We start from the raw sequence: 23,664 nt of genomic DNA, 5'->3' as shown, positions 1-23,664 counted from the left end.
TTTTCATTCCCCCTCAGTAGGGGAAATCCCGCTCCAAAGGCGGACGCTTCGCTCCCTCTGCTCCGATTCCGCCCTCCTTCGCTGCAACGCTCGCCTTGGCTTTTTAAAGGCTTATTGCCTTCGCTATGCTCGTTGGGCAACTTAAGAGCAAATTTGCTCGTTACTTCGTTAACTCGCTGAGTAACAAAAGCACAAATGGCGAATCGCGGTGCGGGCGCTTCGGTGGGCGGATCGGGCTGTGGGCCGCTGTTGGCTCGGGATTTCTTTTCATTCCCCCTCAGTAGGGGAAATCCCGCTCCAAAGGCGGACGCTTCGCTCCCTCTGCTCCGATTCCGCCCTCCTTCGCCGCTTACCTCAAATACATTTGCAGCGGCTGAAGTCGCAGCTCGCGGATGGCTTCTGCCACCTCCATGGCGAGGCGACGGGCACCGCGCTCCTGGAAATGCGTGTTATCCTCCACGCCTGCTGGGAAGTTCACGTACTCACCCGGCAGCACCCACATGAAATCCGCCTTGCTGCCTTCAATACCCGCTTGCTCGAACAGGATGCGGCTTCGCTCAGCCAGATCGATCAGCGGCACCCCTTCCTCTTCTGCCAGCTCACGCACGGCGATAATATAATCGCCATGGGTGTCGGTCAATGTTCCGTCATCAGCGAAGTAGCGCCGATGCACTGGTGTCACGAGCACCGGATGAGCACTCGCTCCGCGGGCTGCATCAATATACTTTTTCAGATACTCCTTATATGTTATGAAAGGTTCCGTTCCCCGGTCAGGGCCCGGCTTCTCATCGTTATGTCCAAATTGAATAAACAGAAAATCTTCCGGCTTCATCTTCTCCAGAATGGCATCCAGCCTGCCTTCATTAATAAAGCTGCGGGAGCTACGGCCAGACTGGGCATGATTATCTACAGCAACATCGTGTTTGAACTGAGCCGGTAACAGCTGTCCCCAGCCACAGTATGGATATCCACTCTCCGGCTGATCCGTCACGGTAGAATCACCAGCGAGAAATACAGTCATCGTCTGATTCGCAAGCGTGATCTCCATTGCATTGATCCGTGGCGCGGGACCGGAGAACGATAGTCGGAGCTTCCCCCCGCGAACCACAACGGAGAATCGAACCTCTGCCCATTGTCCAGGAAGAGTACGAATGGTTGGCAGCATTAGTCTGCCCTCTCCGGCTTTGACCCGGGTGATCGTCTCTGCCCATTCATCCCCTTCAATTAGCAATACTTGATAGGTTCCATCGGGTACATCAACGATGAAAGATGCCTTGAGCGGAATACAAAAGCTTGAACGCAATCGGGCAGACACAGTGGCCTGCCCTTGATTGCCGTTGTTTGCCCTACTGGTATCTAATACGTCGTCTTCACTTAACCGTTGTTTCTCATACACAAGGGAGCCGGATTCAAAACCGTATTCCCCCTGTTCTTCATATAGGGTGCTGGCAGACACTTTCAGATAACCCTCAATCTCACCCGCACTACCCGAGTCCGGTCCAAAATTGAACTTCCAGTGGGTGACGGATTCTTTACCGCCCTCTAACGTTACCTCCGTGGTAACAGCCTGATTCCCCTGAGCATTATTCAATAGGAAGAGCCTCCTTTTTCAACATGCTTAATTCAGGTTTGGATCCAGTGAATATCGTTTATCCTTTCAATCCGCTGGTGCTCATGCCCTGTACAATTTGTTTTTGGAAAATAAAGAACACGGCTACAACGGGTACGAGACTCACAATGGACATCGCGAACATCGCACCCCAGTTGGAAGCAGATTCGCTATCCAGGAACATTTTCAGTGCCATCGACACGGTATATTTATCCGGCGAGTTCAGATACAGCACTGGACCGAGCAGATCCTCCCATCTCCAGTAGAAGGAGAAGATGGCTGCCGTTGCGAGTGATGACTTGATGAGCGGCATAATAATCTGCACATACAGTCTGAACTTGTTACATCCATCAATAGTAGCGGCCTCATCCAGCTCTTTCGGAATTGTACGAATGAACTGAACCATCAGGAAGATGAAGAACGGCATCCCGAAGAATGTAGGTACAACAATCGGCAGAATGGTATTCAACCAGCCAAGCTTCGTAAAGATAATATATTGGGGTACGAGTACAACATCATGCGGTAACATCAGGGTCAGCATCATCAGGGAGAACCAGAAGTTACGCCCCTTGAAGTTAAGCCGTGCAAAACCGAAAGCGATCAACGACGAGGATAACACGGCACCAATCGTGGAGATAACTACTATAACAAGTGAATTGGTAATGTAATCCATAAACGGTCTTCCGCCTGCACCTTTCCAGCCATCCGCGTAGTTGCTCCAGATCCATTCTGTAGGAAACAGGGACTCGGCAGTCACGAAGATGGTGCGGCTTTCCTTGAAGGAGCTGAACAGCATCCATAGCACGGGATAGAGCATCAGGAGGGCCAAAGCTGCAACGAACAGATGATAGATGGGCCATTTCACATTTCTCCAAACCATCGTTACTTCCCTCCTTCGGATTCATAAAACACCCAGAACTTGGATGTCAGGAACACCGCAACTGTGAGTATGCCTATCATAATAAGCATGATCCAGGCCATGGCCGAAGCATAACCCATGTTGTTAAACATAAAGGCCTGACGGAACAGATACAGCGAGTAAAGCATGGTACCGTCCATTGGCCCGCCCTCGCCTTTAGAAATGATATATGCAGGTACAAAGGTCATGAATGCACCGATGGTCTGCATAATCAGGTTAAACAGAATGATCGGGCTGAGCAGCGGTAAGGTGATACCAAAAAATTTGCGTACCGGGTTGGCACCATCCACACCTGCTGCTTCGTACATCTCGGGGGAGATATTTTTCAGACCTGCCAGAAAGATGAGCATGGAAGATCCAAACTGCCAGACAGATAACGAGATCAGCATAACCAGAGACGCATTTGGATCACCAAACCAGCTGATTGGTCCAATTCCGATTGCTGTTAATGCGCTGTTGATGACACCTTCATTACTAAAAAGGTTACGCCACATAATGGACACGGCCACGCTACCACCGATAATGGATGGCAGATAGTACAAGGTTCGGTACGTTCCGACCATACGGGAGCCCGTATTCAGGATCATGGCTACGAAAAGTGCAAAGACCAGCCTTAATGGCACACCAATGAACACGTATAGGAACGTTACCTTAACCGAGTTCCAATACTTCGGATCATCAAAGAACATCTTGGTGTAGTTGTCCATCCCAATCCACCGTGGAGAAGTGAACAGATTATAACTCGTAAACGACATGTATAGAGATACAAACATCGGAATGAGCGTAAAGCCCAGAAAGCCGATGATAAAAGGACTAATAAATGCATACCCGGTTAAGTTTCTGCGCAACGACGAATATTGCCTCAACGGAACAAACCTCCTTTATGGATCTACTTACTTCCCACAGCCTTCGTTTCGATCTCATGGACGGGGAAAGGCCCTCGCGGTATGCGAGTAGCCCAGTTCCCGTCCATCCCGGTCATGGGATGAGCAAGCGATCATTCAACTGTTATTTATTGTTGGCAAGAACCGCTTCGGCATTTTTGCGGAATGTCGCTGCTGCTTGTTCCGGTGTAATCTTGCCAAAGTTCAGTTCCTCCACAACATCCGCCAGAGAAGCAATGACTTCCGGCGAACCTACCGGTGGTGGTGGGCTCATTGGCGAAGCCTTAGGCTCCATGGCCGCTACGAAGTCAAATACCTGTTTCGTTGCGTCACTCAGCTCAGGAGCGATAGCTTCCTTGATTTTGCCCGAGATTGGCACACCGCGTTCGCCCTTGATCAGTTTGTTTGCTTCCACGTCGTTCACCCAGAAATCGATGAATTTGGCTGCTTCTTCCTTCACTTTCGAGTTTGATGTTACAGCCCAGTACATACTTGGCTGCATATACAGACCTTTTTCCATGTCCGGTCCAGGCATTGGTGCAATCTCCAATGGACGATTGGCTACCTGCTGCAAGGCTACAAACTGGTTGGACCATTGCCATACACCAATTCCTTTTTCTTTAACCAGATCGGATTCCTCGATGATACCTTTGGTTTGGTTCGCCAGATCCGGTGAAGGCGCTGCGCCCTGCTCAATCATCCGGCGCATGAGTCCGAAGAACTCAACGAATAGTTTGTCGTCATCATAGCCAAGCCCTGTTCCTTCAGCATTGTAGAGGGATAATCCTTTGGTCCGCAGGAAATAGTGGAAGAAAATATCCGGCGCCACGCCTCCATCCAAGAATAGCCCTTTGGCAGCCGTTTGCTTGCCAAGCTCTTCATATGATTCCCAGGTCATATTTTCAGGTAAGGCATCTACACCCGCTTTTTTGAGCAGAGCCGGATCATACTGGAAACCCAGTACGTTAACACCCGCAGGTACCCCATATTGTTTTTCATTGATAATACCTGTGCTAATTACGTTCTCGGATACATCGTCCACTTTGATCTGATTTCCGAGATACGGGGACAGATCTTCGAGCTGTCCGTTCTGTGCATATTGGCTGATGTAGGAAATATCCATCTGAACAATGTCCGGCAGTTGATTCGCTGCAGCTTGTGGAGCGAGCTTTTTCCAGTAGTCATCGAACGACGCATATTCCACGTCAATTTTGACATTCGGGTTTTTCTCTTTGTACAAGTCAATGACCTTCTGTGTATACTCGTGACGTGCATCCGATCCCCACCACGCGATACGAAGTGTTACCGAACCATCCGCAGATGTTTCGCCCGATCCTCCGCTGCTGCTGCATGCCGTTGTTAATACCAGCAATGCCGCCATCATCAGGAATATTGCCTTTTTCACCATGCCAATCTCCCCTTTTATGTTGATATGGTTGTGTGAATGAGTTACCTTCATTTTCTGATAACGCTTTCACAAACTTTATATTGTCATTTTCGCAAATGTGAGACCATAGTTGAATACACAAAACCGTCTTGTTGGTTCAAAAAACAGAGGAGGACAACTGCACCCTCCCGGTGCGGTTCGTCCCCCTCATACTCCGACTACATGATCGTCAGTTGATTGTTATAAGCCAGTTCTACGGAATTCGGTAGGTGTCATGCCGGTCCACTTTTTGAATACCTGACTGAAATATTGCGAGTTTCCTCCGAAGCCAAACAATTCGGCAAGCTCAAATACCTTCACATCCCCACCCCTGCGAATATGGTCGCAGGCACGCTCAATACGCAAACGATTCACATAATTGGAGAAGTTCTCGCCGGTCACTTTTTTGAAAATTTTACCTAAGTAATCTGGGTTCATATATAACATCTGATGAGCGACACCGTTAAGGGATAGATCAGCTTCGCCATAATGACGGTCTACAATATCCATCATCTTCTCCACGGCAGAAGACTGACGGCTAATGTGGTTTTTGTAATAACCGGAGGTTAACCGGGCTGCGCTGCTGGCTACAAAGGATTTTAAGCCAGACAAGGTATCGATATGGGGCAGCTCTGCCATGCGCTGAGTGAATTCCGTTGCCTCCTCAGGTGGACAGACATGAATCATAGCGGAGTACAACTGCACCACATACGAACGGGTAATCCCAATTTCAAGCTGCTGACCGGATAAAAGATCGAAGAGGCGATCTACTTCCGCTGCAGCTTCTTCGGTATTACCTGACTTAATCAACTGGCACAGCTGCTCTGCATCCTGTTCAACGTGTACCCCAGCACATTCCCCGGCCAGGGCCAGATCATTTTTGGTAATCAACTTGCCTTCGCCAATAAAAAAGCGGTGGTTCAGGCATTGCAGCGCCTCACGGAACAAACGCCTGGATTGAATCATTCGATCCGCCTCACTAAGGGCAGCCGTAACTTCGAGTTTATACAGTCTGGTAAAAGCAGCCCGCACTTCCTCAATGCTCTCCTTTAAACCGACCGGATCGGAAGAGTCCCCTAGCAGAATTAACAGTTTGCCTTCAATGGTCGTGCTTAACAGAACATGGGGCAGCAGATCACTGGCGATGTTTTTGATCGCAAATAAATGACTATAATCATGTTCATCTGCAATCCGAAACAGCAGCAGCCGAACTTCGCTATCTTCCAGCTCCAGTTCAAACAGCTCCTGATAATACTCCAAATCAACCGGACCATAGGTTTGGTTCGTCATGAACTCCAGCAGGAACTGCTCCTTCACATGTGGGAGCACCCGCTGCAGCCGCTGTTTCATCTCTCCGGCCACATGTTCCTTCACCTGGGCATCCTGGTGTTCCTGAAGCAGCTCGGACAAGGCATCGTGAATCTGGTTCTCGTTACACGGTTTGAGCAGATAATGCTTCACTCCATATTGCATAGCCCGGCGAGCATATTCGAACTCTTTGTAACCAGACAACATGATAAAGCGGAGTCCAGGGTAAGCTTCGGACGCCTTTTCAATTAATCCAAGACCATCCAGGCCCGGCATCGAAATATCCGTAATGATAATATCCGGTCTGGAATGACCGATTTTATCCAGCGCTTCAATCCCGTTTCTTGCGGTATCCACCAGCTCCGTTCCTGCTGCGGCCCAGTCCACGACTTGCGAAATCCCCTCCAGAATGACACGTTCATCATCTACGAGCATCACTTTGTACATCGTCATCGTCCTCTCTGATCCAAGGTATTCTGATCGATACTACGGTCCCTGATCCGGGATTGCTGCTCATGATCATTTCGCCTTCGTCCCCGAAGGTCAGCCTGATCCGTTCCTTGATGTTCGACAGTCCGATCCCCTGTCCCCTCGTCTGAATACGTCCCTCCTGCAATTGCTCCAGAAATTCGGGAGTCATGCCTGGACCATCATCTTCCACTTCAATCACAACGTTGTCTCCATCCGCTCTCGCTTTGATCCGAATACGGCAAGGTTCTATGCTTGGCTCCAAAGCATAATGAATGGCGTTCTCCACCAGTGGCTGCAGGGTTAACTTCGGAATGCGTGCAGTTCCCACTTCGGGCGCAATGTCCATGTCAAAATCAAGCCTTTCCTCGAATCGCGTGTGCTGGATTGTCACATAGCTGCGGACAATTTCTATTTCTCGTTCCAAAGTAATCCACTTCTCGGACATGTTCACGGAGCTTCGCAGCAGAAATCCGAGGGCCTCAACCATTTCAGAGATTTGATGCTGCTTCTGCACTTTGGCAAGCCAGTTGATTGATTCCAGTGTGTTGTACAGAAAATGTGGATTAATCTGCGCCTGAAGCGCTTTCAATTCAGTCTCTCGTATCACGAGCTGCTTCGCATAATTCTCATCAATGAGTTCACGTATGCGCTGTAACATCATCTTGAACGTGCGATGCAGCAACCCAACCTCATTCTGCGAAGATACCGGAACGTTGCCAAGCGCTGCTTCCTCCAGCTTATCCAGATCCCCTTTTTCGATATTGCGCATTTTCTTGATCAACTGGGCGATCGGCTGTGTAATACTACGGGAAAATTTAGCCCCAAATACAAGCGCCGCCAGGAATATCATGATAAAAATGACAGTCACCAGCTGTTTGACAAACTGGATCTGCTTAAACATCTGGTCAAAGGGCGTCATGTACAGATACACCCAATCCGTATAGGAAGAATGTGCACGGGCGACAAAATTTCTACCCTGCTCAAACATGGCGATCCCATAAGGCTGAGACCGCTTCAGTTCCGACTCAATTTCAGATTTGCTGACAGTCGACTCTGTCGGGTAGATCACTTCCCGGCCATCTGTAATTAATAACTGTGAATCCTCTGCCGGATGCTGCATCTGGTCCTGAACAATCCGATCTAGCCGTACACGAATAACGAGGGTGCCAAGCTTCTCCAGCGTGAATGCTCCACCGGTAAAAGACTTTACCTGTCTAACCGACAACAGCCTGGCTTGCTGGTCCCCACCCGTGTACCAGGCATTGGAGCCCGAATATTGTTGTCCCAGAGCAACCAATTCACTCTGTTTTGCTTCCGAGATTCCCTCACGGTTCCCAGCCGCCATAACATTATTATCATTATCGATAAAGATCATGGAATAGACGTATTTCTCTGAACCTGCATAAGCCACCAATCTGTTGGTGATTTTTTTGCGCAGGCCATTTTGCTCATATCCCGTTTCGGCATTTTCCAACTGGAGAAGGTATTGCTGTAGTGGTTCGTCAGACATGACTTTAAAGGATAGATTGGAAATCTCACGCAGCTGGTTCTCGATGCCCACCGAAGACATATTAAGCACCTGTGAGGATTTCTCATAGATTTGTCGGTCATAAATGTTGAACACGTATCTCAGGACAGATACATAGAATGCGAAGCTGATCAACATCAGAAGTCCGATGAGAAGAATGGTTTTGTGATGAATCGGCAATCTCGTGAAAGCGTTCTTAATTTTTCTCATCCAAAGCGCTCCTTTGGCTGGCGAAGGGTGCTGTCCATTCGAAATGGTTTTCGATCTACTGTAAGTTATTTTCATATTTACACATCCATGGTCAGATGACAAGCCATATTATATTTGGGCTTTACCATGTGTTTGAATCTCTAGTCGATTAACTGATTTAGTTAGTAAATCTAGAAAAATCTCAGGTAAATCTTAGAGATAGTTTTTCGACCGATCCATATTGGGGGAAAGAATAGATGCATAACTAAAGTGTTTTTTACTTATTTACCAAATGTCCACTAACTGATGGAAATCGATGAACAATGATTTATATCAAAGTTCCGTTCATTTTCTTTACTCAGGATAGCCGGGTCTGCCAGTCCGCGCAATCCATAATTCGTCAAGGAAGCAAAAGGATAATCTTAGTATGTCTAGTAAACAATCTTATGTTCTAGCGTTAATGTTCTTCAACGTCTGTCATTATATTTTTTCAGATAATATGTTTTTTCGCTAAGAAACGGTTTAGTTTCACCTTTGTCCAGCAATGGCATCTGCAGTTCAGCAAAGCGCCAGCATTCCTCCATAGTTGTTTACTTGAAAACGATCCAAACTATTGACTAGAAATATAATTACCATCGCTGGACGAACTATATCAATGAAGGCAGCAAAATCCAAATGATAGCTTTTCAATGTAGAAACTACTTTACAAGTAAACGGAATCTATATGTTCAAGGATAATGGTAAAGTTTAATTAATATATTTTTCCAATTGCTTATTCGTGTTCGGTGGGGAAAAACATCCGAAGACTTGCCCTTCAAAAAAAGTTAGTTTTGGTTTTCTAAACTACTGTAACTGTAGATAGAACTCAATTGTTTTTTACTCCTATCTTTGAATACTAATTATCATTTTTTTCTAATTCTAAAATCCTTCTGTCTCTTTTAAAAACTATAACCCCATAATATGGTATCCATTATAGAAATTCGCAATATTGATCTAAATAATTTGAATCGTATTTTTTCTATTTCGGGTTGGTCGTCACAAAAAAACAAGTTTTCCTAAAAATAATAAACGACCGTTTTTCCGGTCGTTTAAATTGACATATCAACATTCAAAAAAAAGTTCCTAGAACAATAAAAATATTTCTATCTTTTTATAAATTTCTTTAGAGAGGATTAACTTTCAGATATCATAAGATCAGTTCACTATTTTTTGCACAGGTATAAACTTTATTTAGTGAATCAATTAACTCTTGAGGTTGAGGTAAAGACGCTTCAGAAAATAATATATTCCCACTAGAAGCTTCTATAGAATGAGCGGAGACATTTAAGAAATGAAAACCATCTTCTTTTAGTTGTTTAACATTGCGTTGTACAGAATGTGAGTTCCACATTAGAGGATTCATATTTGGGGCTACACACACAGGACCACCATAATTCAAAATAGCTAATGTCAACAAATCATCTGCAGCTCCATTGGCTATTTTAAACAAGAAATTTGCTGTTGCTGGTAATACCAAAAATAAATCTGCATCTCTTGGTAAATTAGCATGAGGAATTTTAACGCGGCTATGATCATTCATATTTGTATAAACATATTCTACATATGGGAGACATGCATTACTTACTAAGAATTTCTGAGAATTCTCCGTCATTATTAGATTTATTTCATATTCTTGTGCCAAATAAGCTAAGTAAGTGGGGACATTTGAAGCACCTATCGAACCCGTAACTCCAAACAATAATTTTTTCTTATACATATAATTCTTCCTCATGTATTAAATTTATATATCTTTTAATATTTTTTTTAATTGGTGGACAAGGTGTTCTATTAGCCTCTATTCTCTCTAAAGGACAAGCATTCCCTTGACAAGAAGGCCTGAAATAACATTTTGTGCAGTTGGAATCTTCATTGGCACCACCAGTTACCCACAACATTAATCTTTCCTCAAAAATTTCAAGGAATCCGTCCTCTTTTAAATTTCCTACGTGGTTATCTTGGTTATTAAAGGCAACCGTACATTTATAAATCATTCCATCTGAACCAATTACTAAAGAGTTTGGATTGGAAGCATAACATTCAGATCCATTAGGTCTAAGCGGTCCCTTATAGAAATCAAATGAAAAACCTTTTTCTTGAGCGTACTCATAGTACGGAAATAATTCTTTTGTATCACATAAATGGAGGTCTCCTGACTGTGACCCCTTTAGATCTTTTACTGTAACAAAATGGATGTCAAATCTTGGATCATCTTTGAAATATTCGTCTACTAAATCTATGTAGTTTTCCATGACCACCTTAACTGGATCACTTACATTAGTTCGAAGTAAAATGTGAAATTGATGAGAAGTATTTCGTAAGTTTATTAGATTAGAGAATATCGTAGCAAAAGTAGCTTCCCCCTCTTTGCCCACTCGGAGTTTATCATGCGTTTCATCGATACCATCCAAAGTTATCTGAAAGCTTCTAACACCAAGTTTATTTAATTTATCCATTACATCAGGCGTAAGCAAATATCCATTAGTGGTCATTCCACTAGAGTACATAACGTTGTTTTCCTCACAAATTTTTATTATTTTATGTGACAGGAGCTCTAGTGCTCCAAGCGAAATTAATGGTTCCCCACCAAACCATTGAACTTGAAGATAATCATAGTGTTTTATATTGTTTAATAGAAAGTTTTCTATCCCTTGTATTGTAATGCTCGTTATCTCTTTCTTTTTAAAGTCTTCATAACAGTATACACATCTAAAATTACAATCCTCATTAACAAGGATGATTAACTGCAGTGTTCTATCTGATGAAACTGATCTCAATTTTTGTGCAGTCGCCCTTTTGAATTCATCCAATGATTGATCAACCAAATATTCATTCTCATATAAATATTTAATAAGTTCATCAGACTCAATATCTAAATCAGTTATTTTATTTTGTAATATTCTTTTGGCTTTATCGTAATGTTTCGAATCTATTTTTATAATTTTTCCAGTTAAACTATTATAAAGTTTAAGACCTCCATCCTTAGTATCTGAGATTACATTATATCGTGAAGCTTTAAACCCTTTCTTCAATTCTTTATTTTTAAGAAAATTACTATCTCTATTAAACATAGCTCTCCTCCTTATTAGTAAAACACACCACCCTAATTTCTTAGGTGGTGTGTTTTTGGGTTTCCTTAACAAAAAGCATTAATTACTGTTGGCTTATCATTGTTTGCTTGTTCGATCACAACCATTTATCTCAACTCCTTCCTTCAAATCAACTTACAAGTAGATTATAACAAATATTACCTTGCGTTGTAAATATTTTTTTCGGTAAATTTTTTTTTAATTTGCTTTCTCCTCTAATTTTACCCCTGTTACTAAGTGCGAAGAATTGCTTGCAGTAGATATTCCTCTTAAATTTGGATTCGATAACCAGTAAAGCGAGACATATATCAGACCTATTCCAGCTCCGATAAAAGCATATATACTTCCTAACCATTCAGAAACGAATCCACCTACAAGATTACCAAGCGGTGTGGCTACTACAGTTAAACTAACTATTAAAGAAATGACCCTGCCCAAGATGTTCTCATCAACAGAATTTTGAATAAGTGTCATAAAAATCACATTTGTTATCCCCATAATAATTGATGCTAAACCAAGTAGGATAACCGATATATAAGGGTTGGATATTAATCCAGAAGCCAGCCAAACTAAACCACTAAATAAGAAACCAATTATAGTTAGTTTACCTATTTTTACTTCCTTTAATAATAATGCTAACAAAGATCCTACAAGGGATCCTGCTGAAAAAGCTGCTAAATAATAACCATAGAATTCTACACCACCTCGATCTTGAGCGTAACTAGGTAAACTCACGATAAAAGCACCTATTAGGAAATTTGCAATGATCGATCCAAGCAATATCTGTGGTATAAGGGAATTCCTAATATAACTAAATCCTTCAGTTAGTTCAGAATAATAGTTCTTAATTAATTCATATATGTTCTCATTTGGATTAGGATTTTCATGACTTCTCAGGTTTTTATATCTGATCTTTGTAAATAATATCGAGGTCACCAAAAACAAAAACGAGTTGTAGAAAAGAACTACATGAGTCGCTGTAATTGTAATTAACACTCCTGATATAGCCATAAATAGAATATCTGTCCCTTGATAGGCAAGTGCCATTAAAGAATTAGCTCTGGTCATACTATTTTTATTTACAATTCGAGGCAAAAGGGACATTTGTGCTGGATAGGCAAAAGCACTGGCACAAGAGGCAGCAAACATGATGAATAATAATGTGTATACATTTAAAAAGTTATAGTGGTAAAAAATAGGAATAGAGATTATCAATGCAAATTGCGTTAGTTGAGAAACAATCATTACCTTCTTTAGATTAGCTTTGTCTATATATGGTCCAATCAGAAACTGTAATCCTGATGGAACCATAGTTAAAAAGCCAGCTATACCTGTGAATACACTATTGCCTGTTAATTCAAAAATTAACCACATCGCTGCTACCGAGTATAGACTATCTCCAATATTGCTAAAAAGTCTCCCAGAGACTAAATACCAAAAATCTCGTTTAATAAGTCACTCCTCCATTTAAATTAATTTTAACGTTTAAAACAATTTTATTTCCATTTTTTTATTTTGTCAAATGTTTATATTTTTAGTTAATTACATAAACATAGTACGTAATAAATTGAACAATAAATACTTCTACTGTATGCTTTAGTTGAAGTGCTGGTTATTGTTATTGTATTAATTTAATGCTTTCAAATGAATTGAATATAGGAGTGATTTTCTTTGGAATATAATCATGAGAAGTTGGCAAAGGCTTTGCTAGATAAAACCAAGCAAAGGATTTTAGAATCAATTAGTTCTGAGGAAAAAACAATTAAACAAATTGCTGAAAGTTTAAACGAAGACGCATCCCGTTTGTATTATCATGTAAAACAATTGAAGGAATTAGATTTAGTTAAGATATCTCGAAGTGAGAATTTAAATAATCTAACTCAAAACTACTATTTATCGAATACTGAAAAAAATGTAAATATAACTTTTGATGGAACATTAGCTAAAGAAAGTGCCATTATTCTAAGCCAAAAAATTAATGAAATTTATACTAAGGGTATCTGGGTTTTGAACAGGGATTTTAAAAGAGGGGCGTCTAAAGAGAGTTCTGATGTTGAAGTAACTGTTACAACTTTATCTCTCACTAAAAAACAATGGAAGAAGGTCAATGAGGAAATTCGTCAAATATTAAATAACATTTACACCGAATCAGAAGAAAACTGCGAAGGCATAGAAGATAATCAATTCGAATATTTATTTCTAACTTATAAAAAAGAATTTTGAAACAATATTATGTGAACCTGAGTCTTACCATCAGATATTCACAATCAGAAAACAACTATATGTTATATTCATCATGAAAACGAGCCTTAGAAAAATCCTATAGGCTCGTTTTATCTGGCTATAAATTTGATTTCAAGTTGTTGTTTACGTTACGGATTCACAAATACAGTTTTTAACTTGGCTACATACTGCACATCAAAGCCAAGACCCTCGGCTACCATGGCGAGAGGTACATACGTTTTGGATTCTGTGCCCACTTTGTTCAGGAATGCAGGTGTATCCACAGTCACGGATGCTCCGTTCACTTGAACGGCAGCGGCACCGATCTTCACGGCAACCTTCCGGTCTCCGTATGTAATGGTTGCAGTTGAGGTTTTATTATCCCATACCGTGGTTGCGCCAACAGCGTTCACGATATCCTGGATCGCCACAAAGTTTTTGCCATTACGGATGATTGGTTTGTACGGTGTATCCAGCGTTTTACCACTTACGATGATATTCATCGGTTCACCACTTGCAGGAGCTGTCAGCTTGGTGTAATCGCCCCAGATCGTTTCTGCGAATACTTTGGCAATCGCTTCATATCCGAGCTGATTCGGATGGAAATCGCGGTCCTTAATCATGTGCGTCATCGTGCCTTCTCCGCCAATAAACTCCTTGGCGACATGAGCCACTTTTACATCCATCCCTTTAGCGGAAAATTCAGTAGCAATTCCATCAATGGTCTTCGTAAACCCTTGGGAAGCTTCCATTAGTTTCGCATAAAGCTCCTTACCAGCTACTTCTGGCATAGGTTGGTATTGATCTGCGATTACGATCTTGGCATTAGGATTAATCTCATGAATATCATTGATAACTGCGCTAACATTGGCTGTATAGGATGATAGCAATTCTTTCACTTTTGCTTCCAGTTCCGCATCACTCAGCTTATCTGCCGAGCCGAGCAGCTCGGATACATCGTTTCCTCCGATTGTGATAGCAACGAGATTCGCTCCAGCTACACTCTCCTGGATGGCAGCAATATTGGCTCCAACTTGTGCCGCTCTTGGATCAGGAAGACTCGGTTGAATGGCTTCGGAAGTGAGCGCTTTCCCTTCTTTAATCGCATCTGCAAAGTTTTTCAGACCACTGCTCTTCAATCCGGCTATACCATAGTTGTCCACCTGAGTACGTCCGTGAAGCAGGCCTTGTTCCTGTAACCGTTCCACATAACCATACGGCAGTTCTTTCAGGTTCGGCTCGTAACCCACGGTGATAGAATCGCCCAAAGTGACGATGCGGAATTCCTTAGTTACTGCTAGGGCATCCTTGTTTACAGGTAAAGATGCTGTTGCAGTTCCCGCAGGTAACGTATTGCTATCCGCAGCAAGAGCGGACTGGGCGGTTGATGCCAAAATCAGCATCCCTGCCAGCATACTTGCCGTTAATCCCGCGGCGGTACTTCTCCATATGCGTTTACGCTTCATTCTTAGAACACTCCTTGTCTCGTATCTATACTAAGTAAACAATAATTGCATATTACACTTTCCACTCCGATGACAGAAGTTCGTGTAACTCTATTCTAACATTATTAAAGGGGTGCTGTCGTCTGTACGAAAAAGGAGGAGCTCTCACTATACACGTAAATAGACTGCCCCGAAGTCGTTCACCCACCGGTCGTCGTCGCTGGACCCTACGCTGACGTTCAAAAGGAGCTTCCCGTCATATTCATGACTATTGGAAGCCCCTCATTTAACACAGATAAAATATCAACCTGTCAATATTTCTGTTTACTTCGCGTCTCCAGAATCAGAACCATCCGTGTCGATTTCCGGTTTGTTCCCGGCAGAACGCTCTATATAACGATCATAGCGATCGTCCACTTCACGTGCCATATCCCGGTACTTCAACGTTTCTTCAACAATCGGGTCCCGTTCTGTCTGGATGCGCACCTCGTACTTGGGAGGAATGAGCTGGCGTTCACGCTTATCAGCATCGCCGGACTCCTCCATGTCCCCTTCAGTCAGCATATCACTCAAACGTCGTTCCAGTTCTTTGGATTCATCCATTGTTGTTCGCTCCTTAGATTAAAGTCACAAATGCACTAATCTTACTATTACATTTTCACTTCGTGGACAGAACAATCTTCACTCACTCCAAGCCGGTTGCCTTTGCTTCCTTCAGCACATCCGTCAGTGCATTATGAATCTTGCCATTGCTGGCCACTACATGACTCACCGAGAGTTGATAAGGCGTTCCGATGGTGTCAGTGACCTTGCCTCCGGATTCCTCCACCAGCAGTGCCCCTGCGGCGATATCCCATGGTTTCAGGCCAACTTCGGTATAAGCGCTGAGGCGACCGGCTGCAACATAGGCCAAATGCAGGGCGGCGGAACCGCCTGCCCGCAGACTGCGTACTTGCGGTGCAAGCGCCTGAACTGCGGCCATGTTGATCGGCAAGGCGTAAGTCGTATCCGCCGGGAAGCCAACCGCGATCAGGCTCTGAGCCAGTTCCTGTTCACCAGATACAAGCATCCGGTTTCCGTGGACGTAAGCGCCTTTTCCTTTTTCCGCAACAAACATCTCATCCCGGGAAGGATCGTAGATTACTCCCACAATTACCTCACCGTTATGGGCCAAAGCGATGGATACGGAGTAGAACGGAAAACCATGTACAAAGTTCGTCGTTCCGTCCACCGGGTCCACAATCCAGAGAAACTCTTCTTCCTCAGCTTCTTTCAGTGCTTTTGCCGAAGCTTCCGGTCCTGGTTCCACGCCTTCTTCACCCAGAATGGCATGATGGGGAAAATGCGTCAGAATCAGGCGGCGGATCATCTGTTCCGCGCCTTTATCCACTTCAGTAACGAGATCCTGCGGGGAATACTTGGTTCCGGGCTCCCCCACAGTTCCGAGACGGCTCTTGATCCACTCTCCAGCTTTGGAGGCTGCATTAATGGCGACGGCAGTATAGCTTTTGCTTGTCACGACATAAGGTGTTTTTTCCTTCTCATTCAAAGCGTTCACTCTACTTTCTATATCAATCTACGAAAAATTAAAATACTTGTTAAAAGTATACGCCCCGAGGCTCGTAAAGTTTCTCGCTGCCCAGGCCCCTTTTGGCGCTACGGATGAATGATAACCGTCGACTCGTCCACCCACTCCACACCCTCTTCGTGATAGAATGCTAGTTTCTGCATCAGTTGAACCAATGCTTCATCCTTGTGCTTCGCCTCAATCATCACATCAAGGGCGGGCGTATCTGCTGCGATATGGCGCAAGAAAGTGAGCAAAGGCTCCACTTCAACACCATCAGCATGACCTCGCAGGTCCTTCTCACTCTTGGGACTGGACACGTGAATTTTGGGCGGCAACGGCTTGTCTGCCGATGAATCCGCTTGGGCAAGCGGAGATTCCCATGTCTTCAATATATCAGGCCAGAGATCCCACGGCTGTTCGCCTTCATTGTTCACCCATTGATGATGAATATCCAGCACCATGGGCAGCCCCATACGCTGACATACTGCAAGTGTCTCGGGTGCATTGAAGGTCTTGTCATCATTTTCGAGCGTCATCCGCTCCTGAATATCCCGATCCAGCTTTAGAAAATTCTCCTCAAAACGCAGCGCTGCACTAGGCTTGTCCCCGTATGCACCACCAATATGTATATTGTTCTTGGCAGTGGCATTCAGCCCCATGGCATCCAGCATACGTACATGATGACGAAGGTCGCGCATGGAGTTGCGCAGCACTTCCTCCCGAGGCGTGCTGAGTACTGTAAAATGATCCGGGTGGAAAGATACACGCATCTCGTTCGCCTTCACAAAATCGCCAATCACAGCAAAATCCTGCTTAAGCGCGGGAAACGGGTCCCAATCACTCAGATCCTCATGAGTAGCCAGCGGAATTAATTTGGAGGAGAAGCGATATACATGAATATGGCTGCCTTTATTGTGTCTGAGCAAACGTAATGTATTATGCAAATTCTCGGCTGCAATCCGTTCCAGCTTGCGAATTGCCGCTTCTCTATCATCAATTTTCTTAAAGCTGGACATGGTCATCGTCCGGGAAGGTGAAGCATTCTCCACAAGCACGGACATCGCCACATAGCCAAAACGTACGAGCATGAATTTCTTCCTCTCTATTAGGGCGGAATTCCTTCCCCGGCATATGAAGCCGGCAGACTTCCCTTCACTGTATATAACCAAGTTTTACCCTAAAAGAGTGACCATAATCGTAATTTCGACAAATCCGTCCATTCATTCCGGTCCACGTGTAACAAACTACCCCTGTGCCTGTTCACCAAAGAACATCTCGTCCGCAAGAGCGGTCTGAATGCGTGATTCTTCCTCGTTCAGTTTACGGATCAATTGCATCTCCACTTCGGTCACTTCCTGCCCCTGGAAGTTAATCTCTGCAATGGAGACTACGATTTTTACGATGGCTACCGCCACGTTATCCGGTGTGTAAGCAATGACTTTTTGTCCGGTAGGAAATACACGAAAGCCTTGTTTGACCATTTTGCCACGGCCGTATTCAAGCAATTCGAACAGCTCTTGTTCATTCTTGAATTTGCACACGGAATTGAATTCGGTCTGAAATCCCATTCATACCCCTCCTTATATTGTCGTCCTCAGGCTACACCTGTACGCCGTTCTCGTAGTTCAGCGCCTGCTTGCGGTTGTAGCGTTCCAAAGCCAGGTCAATCATGCGATCCAGAAGTTCTGCATACGATACGCCCGTCTCACGCCACAAGAGCGGATACATGCTGTAGGGGGTGAAACCAGGCATGGTGTTTACTTCATTAATAAGCAATACCCCATCGGATTTGCGAATGAAGAAGTCGGCCCGGGAGATCCCATTGCCTTCAATCGCACGGAATGCCTGCAATGCGGCCTCGCGGATGCGATCTGCTGCTTCCGGGTCAAGCGGAGCAGGGATCAGCATCTGAGACTGACCATCGATGTATTTAGCTGCATAGTCATAATATTCACCAGAGGATACAATTTCTCCTGGTACGGAAGCCATCGGTTCATCATTGCCAAGCACACTAACCTCGACTTCACGCGCCTCTACAAACTCCTCAATGACAACCTTCGTATCATAACGAAGAGCAAACTCCACTGCTGTCTTCAGTTCACCCCGGTTACGCGCTTTCGAGATCCCCACGCTGGAACCGAGATTGGCCGGCTTAATGAAACACGGATAGCCTAACTGATCCTCCACCTGCAGGATCATTTCATGTTCGGTCTGCTTCCACTGCGTAGCGTTAAAATACGTAAAGGCACATTGGTCGATTCCAGCCTGTGCGAACAGTTTCTTCATGACCACTTTGTCCATGCCACCTGCCGAAGCAAGTACGCCTGCACCAACATAAGGCATATCTGCCATCTCGAACATTCCTTGAATCGTACCATCCTCACCAAACGTACCGTGCAGCAGCGGGAACATGACGTCCATCGCCTCTTCTCCGCCATATAAACGGCCAAACAGCGCGTTCAGCGCTTCCTGGGTTCCGCCCGCCGCCTGCTCCAGCTTCAAATCTTCAATCTGCGCGAATGGCGCATGCATGACAGATCCTTTTTTCCACGTACCCTGCTTGGAGATATAAAAAGGAACCAATTCATACTTCTCATAATCAAATGCGTTCGTTACAGCAAACGCCGTTTGCAGCGACACCTCATGCTCGCCTGACTTTCCGCCGTAAACGACGCCTACTGTTAATTTATCCATACTCATGTGTAACCTCCGATTATCTGTGCAATGATGCTGTCATGCCTGCATGTTCAGCACCACTTTTATTCTGTTATCTAGACTTATTTTACACGGAACCGGATGTCCACGTCACCGAATCCCGTAAAATCTTTGACCATCAAAATTCATCTGCAATATGAAAAAGCCGATACACCGTCCGCTCGTTCCAAGCGTAAGAATCCCGGTAATCCCAGAAACGGTGGCGGCTGCTGACTGTATGTGCATTCACAAGCGGCATTCCCCCCGCATCAAAAGCGGTCACAACGGTACTGTGTTGAAACCTGCCATCCCCATCCCAGTCGTAGAGAATGACATCTCCAAGCATCAGCTGCTCGGGACGCTCCACTTCGGTTGCTGACAACCCCCAGCTGCTGCCGGATAAATAGCGCTCCAGGCTATTGGAGACCGCCCAACTGTAGCTCCACATTTCGGCGCCATTCACATAGCCTTTGTACCACCATCCTGCTTCTCTTTTACCAGTATAGTGGATGGGTGCTCCCCCTGCAAAGAGACATTGGGACACATAGTTGGTGCAGTCCACATCGAATTCCTCAAAGGCCGGATTACCCGCATTCCACCACCGATCCGCGTAGGCCACAGCAAGATCCCTGCGATACAGCTGCTGCTTTGATTTCCTACCCTGTCCCAGTACTTCCCGGTTAAGCAGCGGCCGGTTCATCGCCTGTACAAAATCAGCTTGTTGAAAAGGACGACCCTCGCCTACCGGACGACGCTCCGGCACCTCACGTTCCACACGTGCAATGGTCCAAGCTCCACCTTGCCTAAGAAAGGTCAGGCGTTCCCGCTCAATCCGGTCTTCCCGATGGGTCAAACCGTTCTTCTCATAGAACAGCCTGCTGTACAATTGCACGTCCACCACCGATTCATCTGCCCCATCCATCAGTGTCCGCACAAGCTTGGCGCTGGTCTCACTGCGAAGAGGCACGGCCCGCCGCTTGCGATACCATTGGTCCAGTCTGGCCATCCGCTCTCCCCGTTCCAGCACAAATTCCGGATCGGTTACAATCCGTTCGCTTGTCTGTGGACGGTAGTCGATCTCACAGCGATTATACTGGTTCACGTAGGTATATAAGGCACTCTTCCATTCGCGTTCCAAGCCTGTGTCCCCCTTTGGCATGAGTTATGTCCGGAATGCTCCATTGCATGAAAACTCTTTTTTATTTATATGAGAGAATTTCGGTTGTATGTGTCTGGTTCTGTTTTGAAGCCTTAATAACGGGGATAATGCGTACGGAAGAGATCACGTCCATTCCCTTTACTTGAGAACGCATTCAATGTCTAATTCGCTTGGCTGGACAGGCAAAAAGCCCTTTACGTACGGCGTTGAAAACGGTATACTTAAAACTAAAGTTACGATTATGAAATTACGTTTCACCTAATGAAACCAGTGAACAAGGACACGGAACGATGAAGGCCTGTTCTTCACCTATATGGACGTTTTCTTCATCTCACCGACACATTTTAAGGAGGTACATGTATGTCAGCCAAGAATCATTTCTCCGCGGCCCGCAGTCTTGAGGTCGGAGGCAAGTCTTATCGCTACTACAGTTTAGATGCTCTTCAGGAAGGCGGCTACGGCGACCTTTCCAAGCTTCCTTTCTCCATTAAAGTGCTGCTCGAAGCAGCTATTCGTCAATTTGACGGACGTGCAATTACCGAAGAACATGTTAAACAACTGACCGGCTGGGCAGAAGGCCGTGACAATAACAAAGAAATTCCATTTATCCCTGCACGTATCGTTCTGCAAGATTTCACCGGTGTACCGGTTGTCGTTGACCTTGCAGCAATGCGTGATACCGTGAAAAAAGCAGGCGGCGATCCCAAACAAATCAACCCACTCGTTCCCGTCGATCTCGTTATCGACCACTCCGTTATGGTTGATGCGTTCGGAACGAATGATGCACTCGACTACAACATCAAGGTTGAGTTCGAGCGTAATGAAGAGCGTTACCGTTTCTTGCGCTGGGCGCAAACGGCATTCAACAACTTCCGTGCAGTTCCACCATCCACAGGGATCGTTCACCAGGTTAACCTGGAGTACCTGGCTTCCGTGGCTGCAACCAAAACCATTGACGGCGAAACCGTTGTATTCCCGGATTCCCTCGTAGGAACGGACTCCCACACCACCATGATCAACGGACTCGGCGTTGTTGGTTGGGGTGTTGGCGGGATCGAGGCTGAAGCAGGCATGCTGGGCCAACCGCTTTATTTTGTAACACCGGACGTTATCGGTTTCAAATTAACAGGCAGCCTGAGCGAAGGTTCAACCGCAACGGATCTGGCACTCACAGTTACCCAAATGCTGCGTAAAAAAGGCGTTGTCGGCAAATTTGTTGAGTTCTACGGACCAGGTCTTTCCAATATCAGCTTGGCTGACCGTGCGACTGTTGCCAACATGGCACCAGAATACGGTGCAACAATCGGTTTCTTCCCTGTAGATAGTGAAACACTGAACTATATGCGTAATACCGGCCGTACCGACGAACAGGTGGATCTGGTTGAAGCTTATTACAAAGCTCAGAACATGTTCCGTACTGCTGATACGGTTGACCCTGAGTTTACAGATGTGATTGAACTTGACCTGGCATCTGTTGTACCAAGTCTCGCGGGACCTAAACGTCCACAGGATCGCATCGAGCTGACTCAAATGAAAGAAGGCTTCAATAGCATTATCCGCACGCCGATCGACAAAGGCGGTTATGGACTGAGCGACGAGAAAATCGCTGAGAAAGTGCCTGTGAAACACCCTGACGGTTCCGCTAGTGAACTGTCTGCTGGTGCTGTCGTTATCGCGGCAATCACAAGCTGCACTAACACATCTAACCCTAGCGTTATGGTCGGAGCGGGTCTGCTTGCGAAAAAAGCCGTTGAACGTGGTCTGACCACGCCTGGCTACGTGAAAACCAGCTTGACTCCAGGTTCCCTCGTTGTTACCGAGTATCTCCAAAAAGCAGGTCTCATTGAATACCTCGACAAACTCGGATTCAACGTAGCCGGCTACGGTTGCGCAACTTGCATCGGTAACTCTGGCCCACTGCCAGACGAAGTAAGTGAAGCAATCGCTGAGAACGACATGACGGTAGCGGCTGTATTGTCCGGTAACCGTAACTTTGAAGGTCGTGTGCACGCACAGGTCAAAGCCAACTACTTGGCTTCACCGCCGCTCGTTGTGGCGTATGCTCTTGCGGGTACCGTTAATATTGATTTTGCAACCGATCCAATCGGCTATGATACCAACAACGAACCTGTATTCCTGAAAGACCTCTGGCCTAGCTCCGAGGAAATCAAGGATACCATCGCTAGCTCGCTGAACGCACAGATGTTCCGCAACAAATACGAGAACGTATTTACAGCTAACGAACGCTGGAATACGATCCCTGTACCGGAAGGCGAATTGTATGAGTGGGATCCTAACTCCACGTACATTCAGAATCCACCATTCTTCCAGGAGCTTGGCGACAAGTTAACTGATATCGCAGATATTCGTTCCGCACGTGTCATGGCATTGCTTGCTGATTCCGTAACAACGGATCACATCTCGCCAGCGGGTAATATCGCACCATCCAGTCCGGCTGGACTGTACCTGAAAGAACATGGCGTAGAACGCAAAGACTTCAACTCCTACGGCTCCCGTCGTGGTAACCATGAAGTCATGATGCGTGGTACGTTTGCCAACATTCGTATTCGTAACCAAGTGGCTCCAGGTACTGAGGGTGGTATTACGAAATACCTGCCAACGGACGAAGAAATGTCCATCTACGATGCTTCCATGAAGTATCAGGATGAAGGACAGAACCTGATCGTTATCGCTGGTAAAGAATATGGTACAGGAAGCTCGCGTGACTGGGCGGCAAAAGGAACATTCCTGCTCGGCGTCAAAGCCGTTATCGCAGAAAGCTTCGAGCGTATTCACCGCAGTAACCTGGTGGGCATGGGCGTAATGCCATTGCAATTCCAGGAAGGTCATGGCTGGTCCAGCCTCGGTCTGAACGGTCGTGAAACGTATGACATCACAGGTCTGAGCAATGATGTGAAACCAGGTCAAGAGCTGACAGTTACCGTAACCCGTGAGGACGGCACCAAGTTCGACTTCCCTGTCATCGCTCGTCTGGACAGCATGGTGGACGTGGACTACTACCATAACGGCGGTATCCTGCAAACCGTATTGCGTCAAATGATGAAAAAATCTTAATTGCCTTTATATTTAATGCAATTAAGTTATACAGAAAAG

At 45.3% G+C, this 23,664-nt stretch carries 18 protein-coding genes; 2 read left to right on the top strand and 16 right to left on the bottom strand.

The genetic code is table 11. The annotated features are described in order from the left end of the window. Positions 1-349: 349 nt before the first annotated feature. The 9 genes from P5G61_RS16500 to P5G61_RS16460 all read right to left on the bottom strand — a co-directional run bounded on the left by P5G61_RS16500 (position 350) and on the right by P5G61_RS16460 (position 12,911). A complete protein-coding gene (locus P5G61_RS16500; protein WP_301247553.1) occupies positions 350-1,474 on the bottom strand; it encodes a rhamnogalacturonan acetylesterase in 1,125 nt (374 codons plus the stop codon). A 175-nt stretch (positions 1,475-1,649) separates the two neighbouring features. Then, the gene (locus P5G61_RS16495; RefSeq protein ID WP_024633028.1) at positions 1,650-2,489 is read right to left on the bottom strand and encodes a carbohydrate ABC transporter permease; all 840 of its coding nucleotides are present in this window, start codon (positions 2,487-2,489) and stop codon (positions 1,650-1,652) included. A 2-nt stretch (positions 2,490-2,491) separates the two neighbouring features. Next, entirely contained in the window at positions 2,492-3,394 is a 903-nt protein-coding gene (locus P5G61_RS16490) for a carbohydrate ABC transporter permease (RefSeq protein ID WP_024633027.1), read from the bottom strand. A gap of 142 nt (positions 3,395-3,536) precedes the next feature. Then, on the bottom strand, positions 3,537-4,820 hold the full coding sequence (locus tag P5G61_RS16485; RefSeq protein WP_301247510.1) for an ABC transporter substrate-binding protein: 1,284 nt from the start codon (positions 4,818-4,820) through the stop codon (positions 3,537-3,539). A gap of 219 nt (positions 4,821-5,039) precedes the next feature. Further along, positions 5,040-6,593 carry a response regulator transcription factor gene (locus tag P5G61_RS16480; protein WP_301247509.1) on the bottom strand — a complete coding sequence of 518 codons (1,554 nt, stop codon included), beginning with the start codon at positions 6,591-6,593 and terminating at the stop codon, positions 5,040-5,042. Beyond that, complete coding sequence (locus P5G61_RS16475; RefSeq protein ID WP_301247508.1) at positions 6,568-8,355, bottom strand: cache domain-containing sensor histidine kinase; 1,788 nt, start codon at positions 8,353-8,355, stop codon at positions 6,568-6,570. The genes P5G61_RS16480 and P5G61_RS16475 overlap by 26 nt, the downstream gene beginning before the upstream one ends. Positions 8,356-9,520: 1,165 nt before the next feature. Then, positions 9,521-10,090, bottom strand: coding sequence for a flavoprotein (locus P5G61_RS16470; RefSeq protein ID WP_179132625.1), 570 nt, complete (start codon positions 10,088-10,090; stop codon positions 9,521-9,523). Then, positions 10,083-11,441 (bottom strand): radical SAM/SPASM domain-containing protein, encoded by a 1,359-nt coding sequence (locus P5G61_RS16465; protein ID WP_079345179.1) that lies wholly within the window; start codon positions 11,439-11,441, stop codon positions 10,083-10,085. Before P5G61_RS16465 ends, P5G61_RS16470 begins: the two co-directional genes overlap by 8 nt. Before the next feature lie 216 nt (positions 11,442-11,657). Next, positions 11,658-12,911, bottom strand: coding sequence for an MFS transporter (locus P5G61_RS16460; RefSeq protein ID WP_301247552.1), 1,254 nt, complete (start codon positions 12,909-12,911; stop codon positions 11,658-11,660). 219 nt (positions 12,912-13,130) lie between these two features. Between P5G61_RS16460 and P5G61_RS16455 the strand changes: the two genes are divergently transcribed. Next, the gene (locus tag P5G61_RS16455; RefSeq protein WP_079348893.1) at positions 13,131-13,682 is read left to right on the top strand and encodes a winged helix-turn-helix domain-containing protein; all 552 of its coding nucleotides are present in this window, start codon (positions 13,131-13,133) and stop codon (positions 13,680-13,682) included. Between the two features lie 149 nt (positions 13,683-13,831). Here P5G61_RS16455 and P5G61_RS16450 read toward each other — a convergent pair whose 3' ends face one another. The 7 genes from P5G61_RS16450 to P5G61_RS16420 form a co-directional block, all read right to left on the bottom strand. After that, positions 13,832-15,148 carry an SGNH/GDSL hydrolase family protein gene (locus P5G61_RS16450; RefSeq protein WP_301247507.1) on the bottom strand — a complete coding sequence of 439 codons (1,317 nt, stop codon included), beginning with the start codon at positions 15,146-15,148 and terminating at the stop codon, positions 13,832-13,834. 303 nt (positions 15,149-15,451) lie between these two features. Then, positions 15,452-15,730 carry a hypothetical protein gene (locus tag P5G61_RS16445; RefSeq protein ID WP_024633022.1) on the bottom strand — a complete coding sequence of 93 codons (279 nt, stop codon included), beginning with the start codon at positions 15,728-15,730 and terminating at the stop codon, positions 15,452-15,454. Positions 15,731-15,812: 82 nt separating this feature from the next. Next, positions 15,813-16,676 carry an inositol monophosphatase family protein gene (locus P5G61_RS16440; protein ID WP_435874192.1) on the bottom strand — a complete coding sequence of 288 codons (864 nt, stop codon included), beginning with the start codon at positions 16,674-16,676 and terminating at the stop codon, positions 15,813-15,815. A 107-nt stretch (positions 16,677-16,783) separates the two neighbouring features. Next, positions 16,784-17,785 carry a UV DNA damage repair endonuclease UvsE gene (uvsE, locus tag P5G61_RS16435; protein ID WP_301247505.1) on the bottom strand — a complete coding sequence of 334 codons (1,002 nt, stop codon included), beginning with the start codon at positions 17,783-17,785 and terminating at the stop codon, positions 16,784-16,786. Positions 17,786-17,941: 156 nt separating this feature from the next. Then, on the bottom strand, positions 17,942-18,265 hold the full coding sequence (locus tag P5G61_RS16430) for a hypothetical protein (RefSeq protein WP_053779624.1): 324 nt from the start codon (positions 18,263-18,265) through the stop codon (positions 17,942-17,944). A 31-nt stretch (positions 18,266-18,296) separates the two neighbouring features. After that, complete coding sequence (locus tag P5G61_RS16425) at positions 18,297-19,397, bottom strand: D-alanine--D-alanine ligase (RefSeq protein WP_301247504.1); 1,101 nt, start codon at positions 19,395-19,397, stop codon at positions 18,297-18,299. A 133-nt stretch (positions 19,398-19,530) separates the two neighbouring features. Then, positions 19,531-20,550 (bottom strand): amidase domain-containing protein, encoded by a 1,020-nt coding sequence (locus P5G61_RS16420; protein ID WP_301247503.1) that lies wholly within the window; start codon positions 20,548-20,550, stop codon positions 19,531-19,533. Between the two features lie 360 nt (positions 20,551-20,910). On the opposite strand from P5G61_RS16420, the gene acnA reads away from it, so the two are divergent. Continuing rightward, positions 20,911-23,625, top strand: a complete 2,715-nt coding sequence (gene acnA, locus P5G61_RS16415) for an aconitate hydratase AcnA (protein ID WP_301247502.1) — start codon at positions 20,911-20,913, stop codon at positions 23,623-23,625. The last annotated feature ends 39 nt before the right edge of the window (positions 23,626-23,664 follow it).

The sequence above is a fragment of the Paenibacillus vandeheii genome, from assembly GCF_030433635.1.
Classification (GTDB): Bacteria; Bacillota; Bacilli; order Paenibacillales; family Paenibacillaceae; genus Paenibacillus; species Paenibacillus vandeheii.
This window is presented reverse-complemented; position numbering and strand designations above follow the sequence as displayed.

Bases quoted from the DNA above. Each gene is read 5' to 3' on its own strand.
- uvsE (WP_301247505.1), bottom strand. From the start codon at position 17,785: ATGCTCGTACGTTTTGGCTATGTGGCGATGTCCGTGCTTGTGGAGAAT.
- P5G61_RS16425 (WP_301247504.1), bottom strand. From the start codon at position 19,397: ATGAGTATGGATAAATTAACAGTAGGCGTCGTTTACGGCGGAAAGTCA.
- P5G61_RS16465 (WP_079345179.1), bottom strand. From the start codon at position 11,441: ATGTTTAATAGAGATAGTAATTTTCTTAAAAATAAAGAATTGAAGAAA.
- P5G61_RS16475 (WP_301247508.1), bottom strand. From the start codon at position 8,355: ATGAGAAAAATTAAGAACGCTTTCACGAGATTGCCGATTCATCACAAA.
- P5G61_RS16420 (WP_301247503.1), bottom strand. From the start codon at position 20,550: ATGCCAAAGGGGGACACAGGCTTGGAACGCGAATGGAAGAGTGCCTTA.
- P5G61_RS16470 (WP_179132625.1), bottom strand. From the start codon at position 10,090: ATGTATAAGAAAAAATTATTGTTTGGAGTTACGGGTTCGATAGGTGCT.
- P5G61_RS16485 (WP_301247510.1), bottom strand. From the start codon at position 4,820: ATGGTGAAAAAGGCAATATTCCTGATGATGGCGGCATTGCTGGTATTA.
- acnA (WP_301247502.1), top strand. From the start codon at position 20,911: ATGTCAGCCAAGAATCATTTCTCCGCGGCCCGCAGTCTTGAGGTCGGA.
- P5G61_RS16445 (WP_024633022.1), bottom strand. From the start codon at position 15,730: ATGGATGAATCCAAAGAACTGGAACGACGTTTGAGTGATATGCTGACT.
- P5G61_RS16495 (WP_024633028.1), bottom strand. From the start codon at position 2,489: ATGGTTTGGAGAAATGTGAAATGGCCCATCTATCATCTGTTCGTTGCA.
- P5G61_RS16480 (WP_301247509.1), bottom strand. From the start codon at position 6,593: ATGTACAAAGTGATGCTCGTAGATGATGAACGTGTCATTCTGGAGGGG.
- P5G61_RS16430 (WP_053779624.1), bottom strand. From the start codon at position 18,265: ATGGGATTTCAGACCGAATTCAATTCCGTGTGCAAATTCAAGAATGAA.
- P5G61_RS16450 (WP_301247507.1), bottom strand. From the start codon at position 15,148: ATGAAGCGTAAACGCATATGGAGAAGTACCGCCGCGGGATTAACGGCA.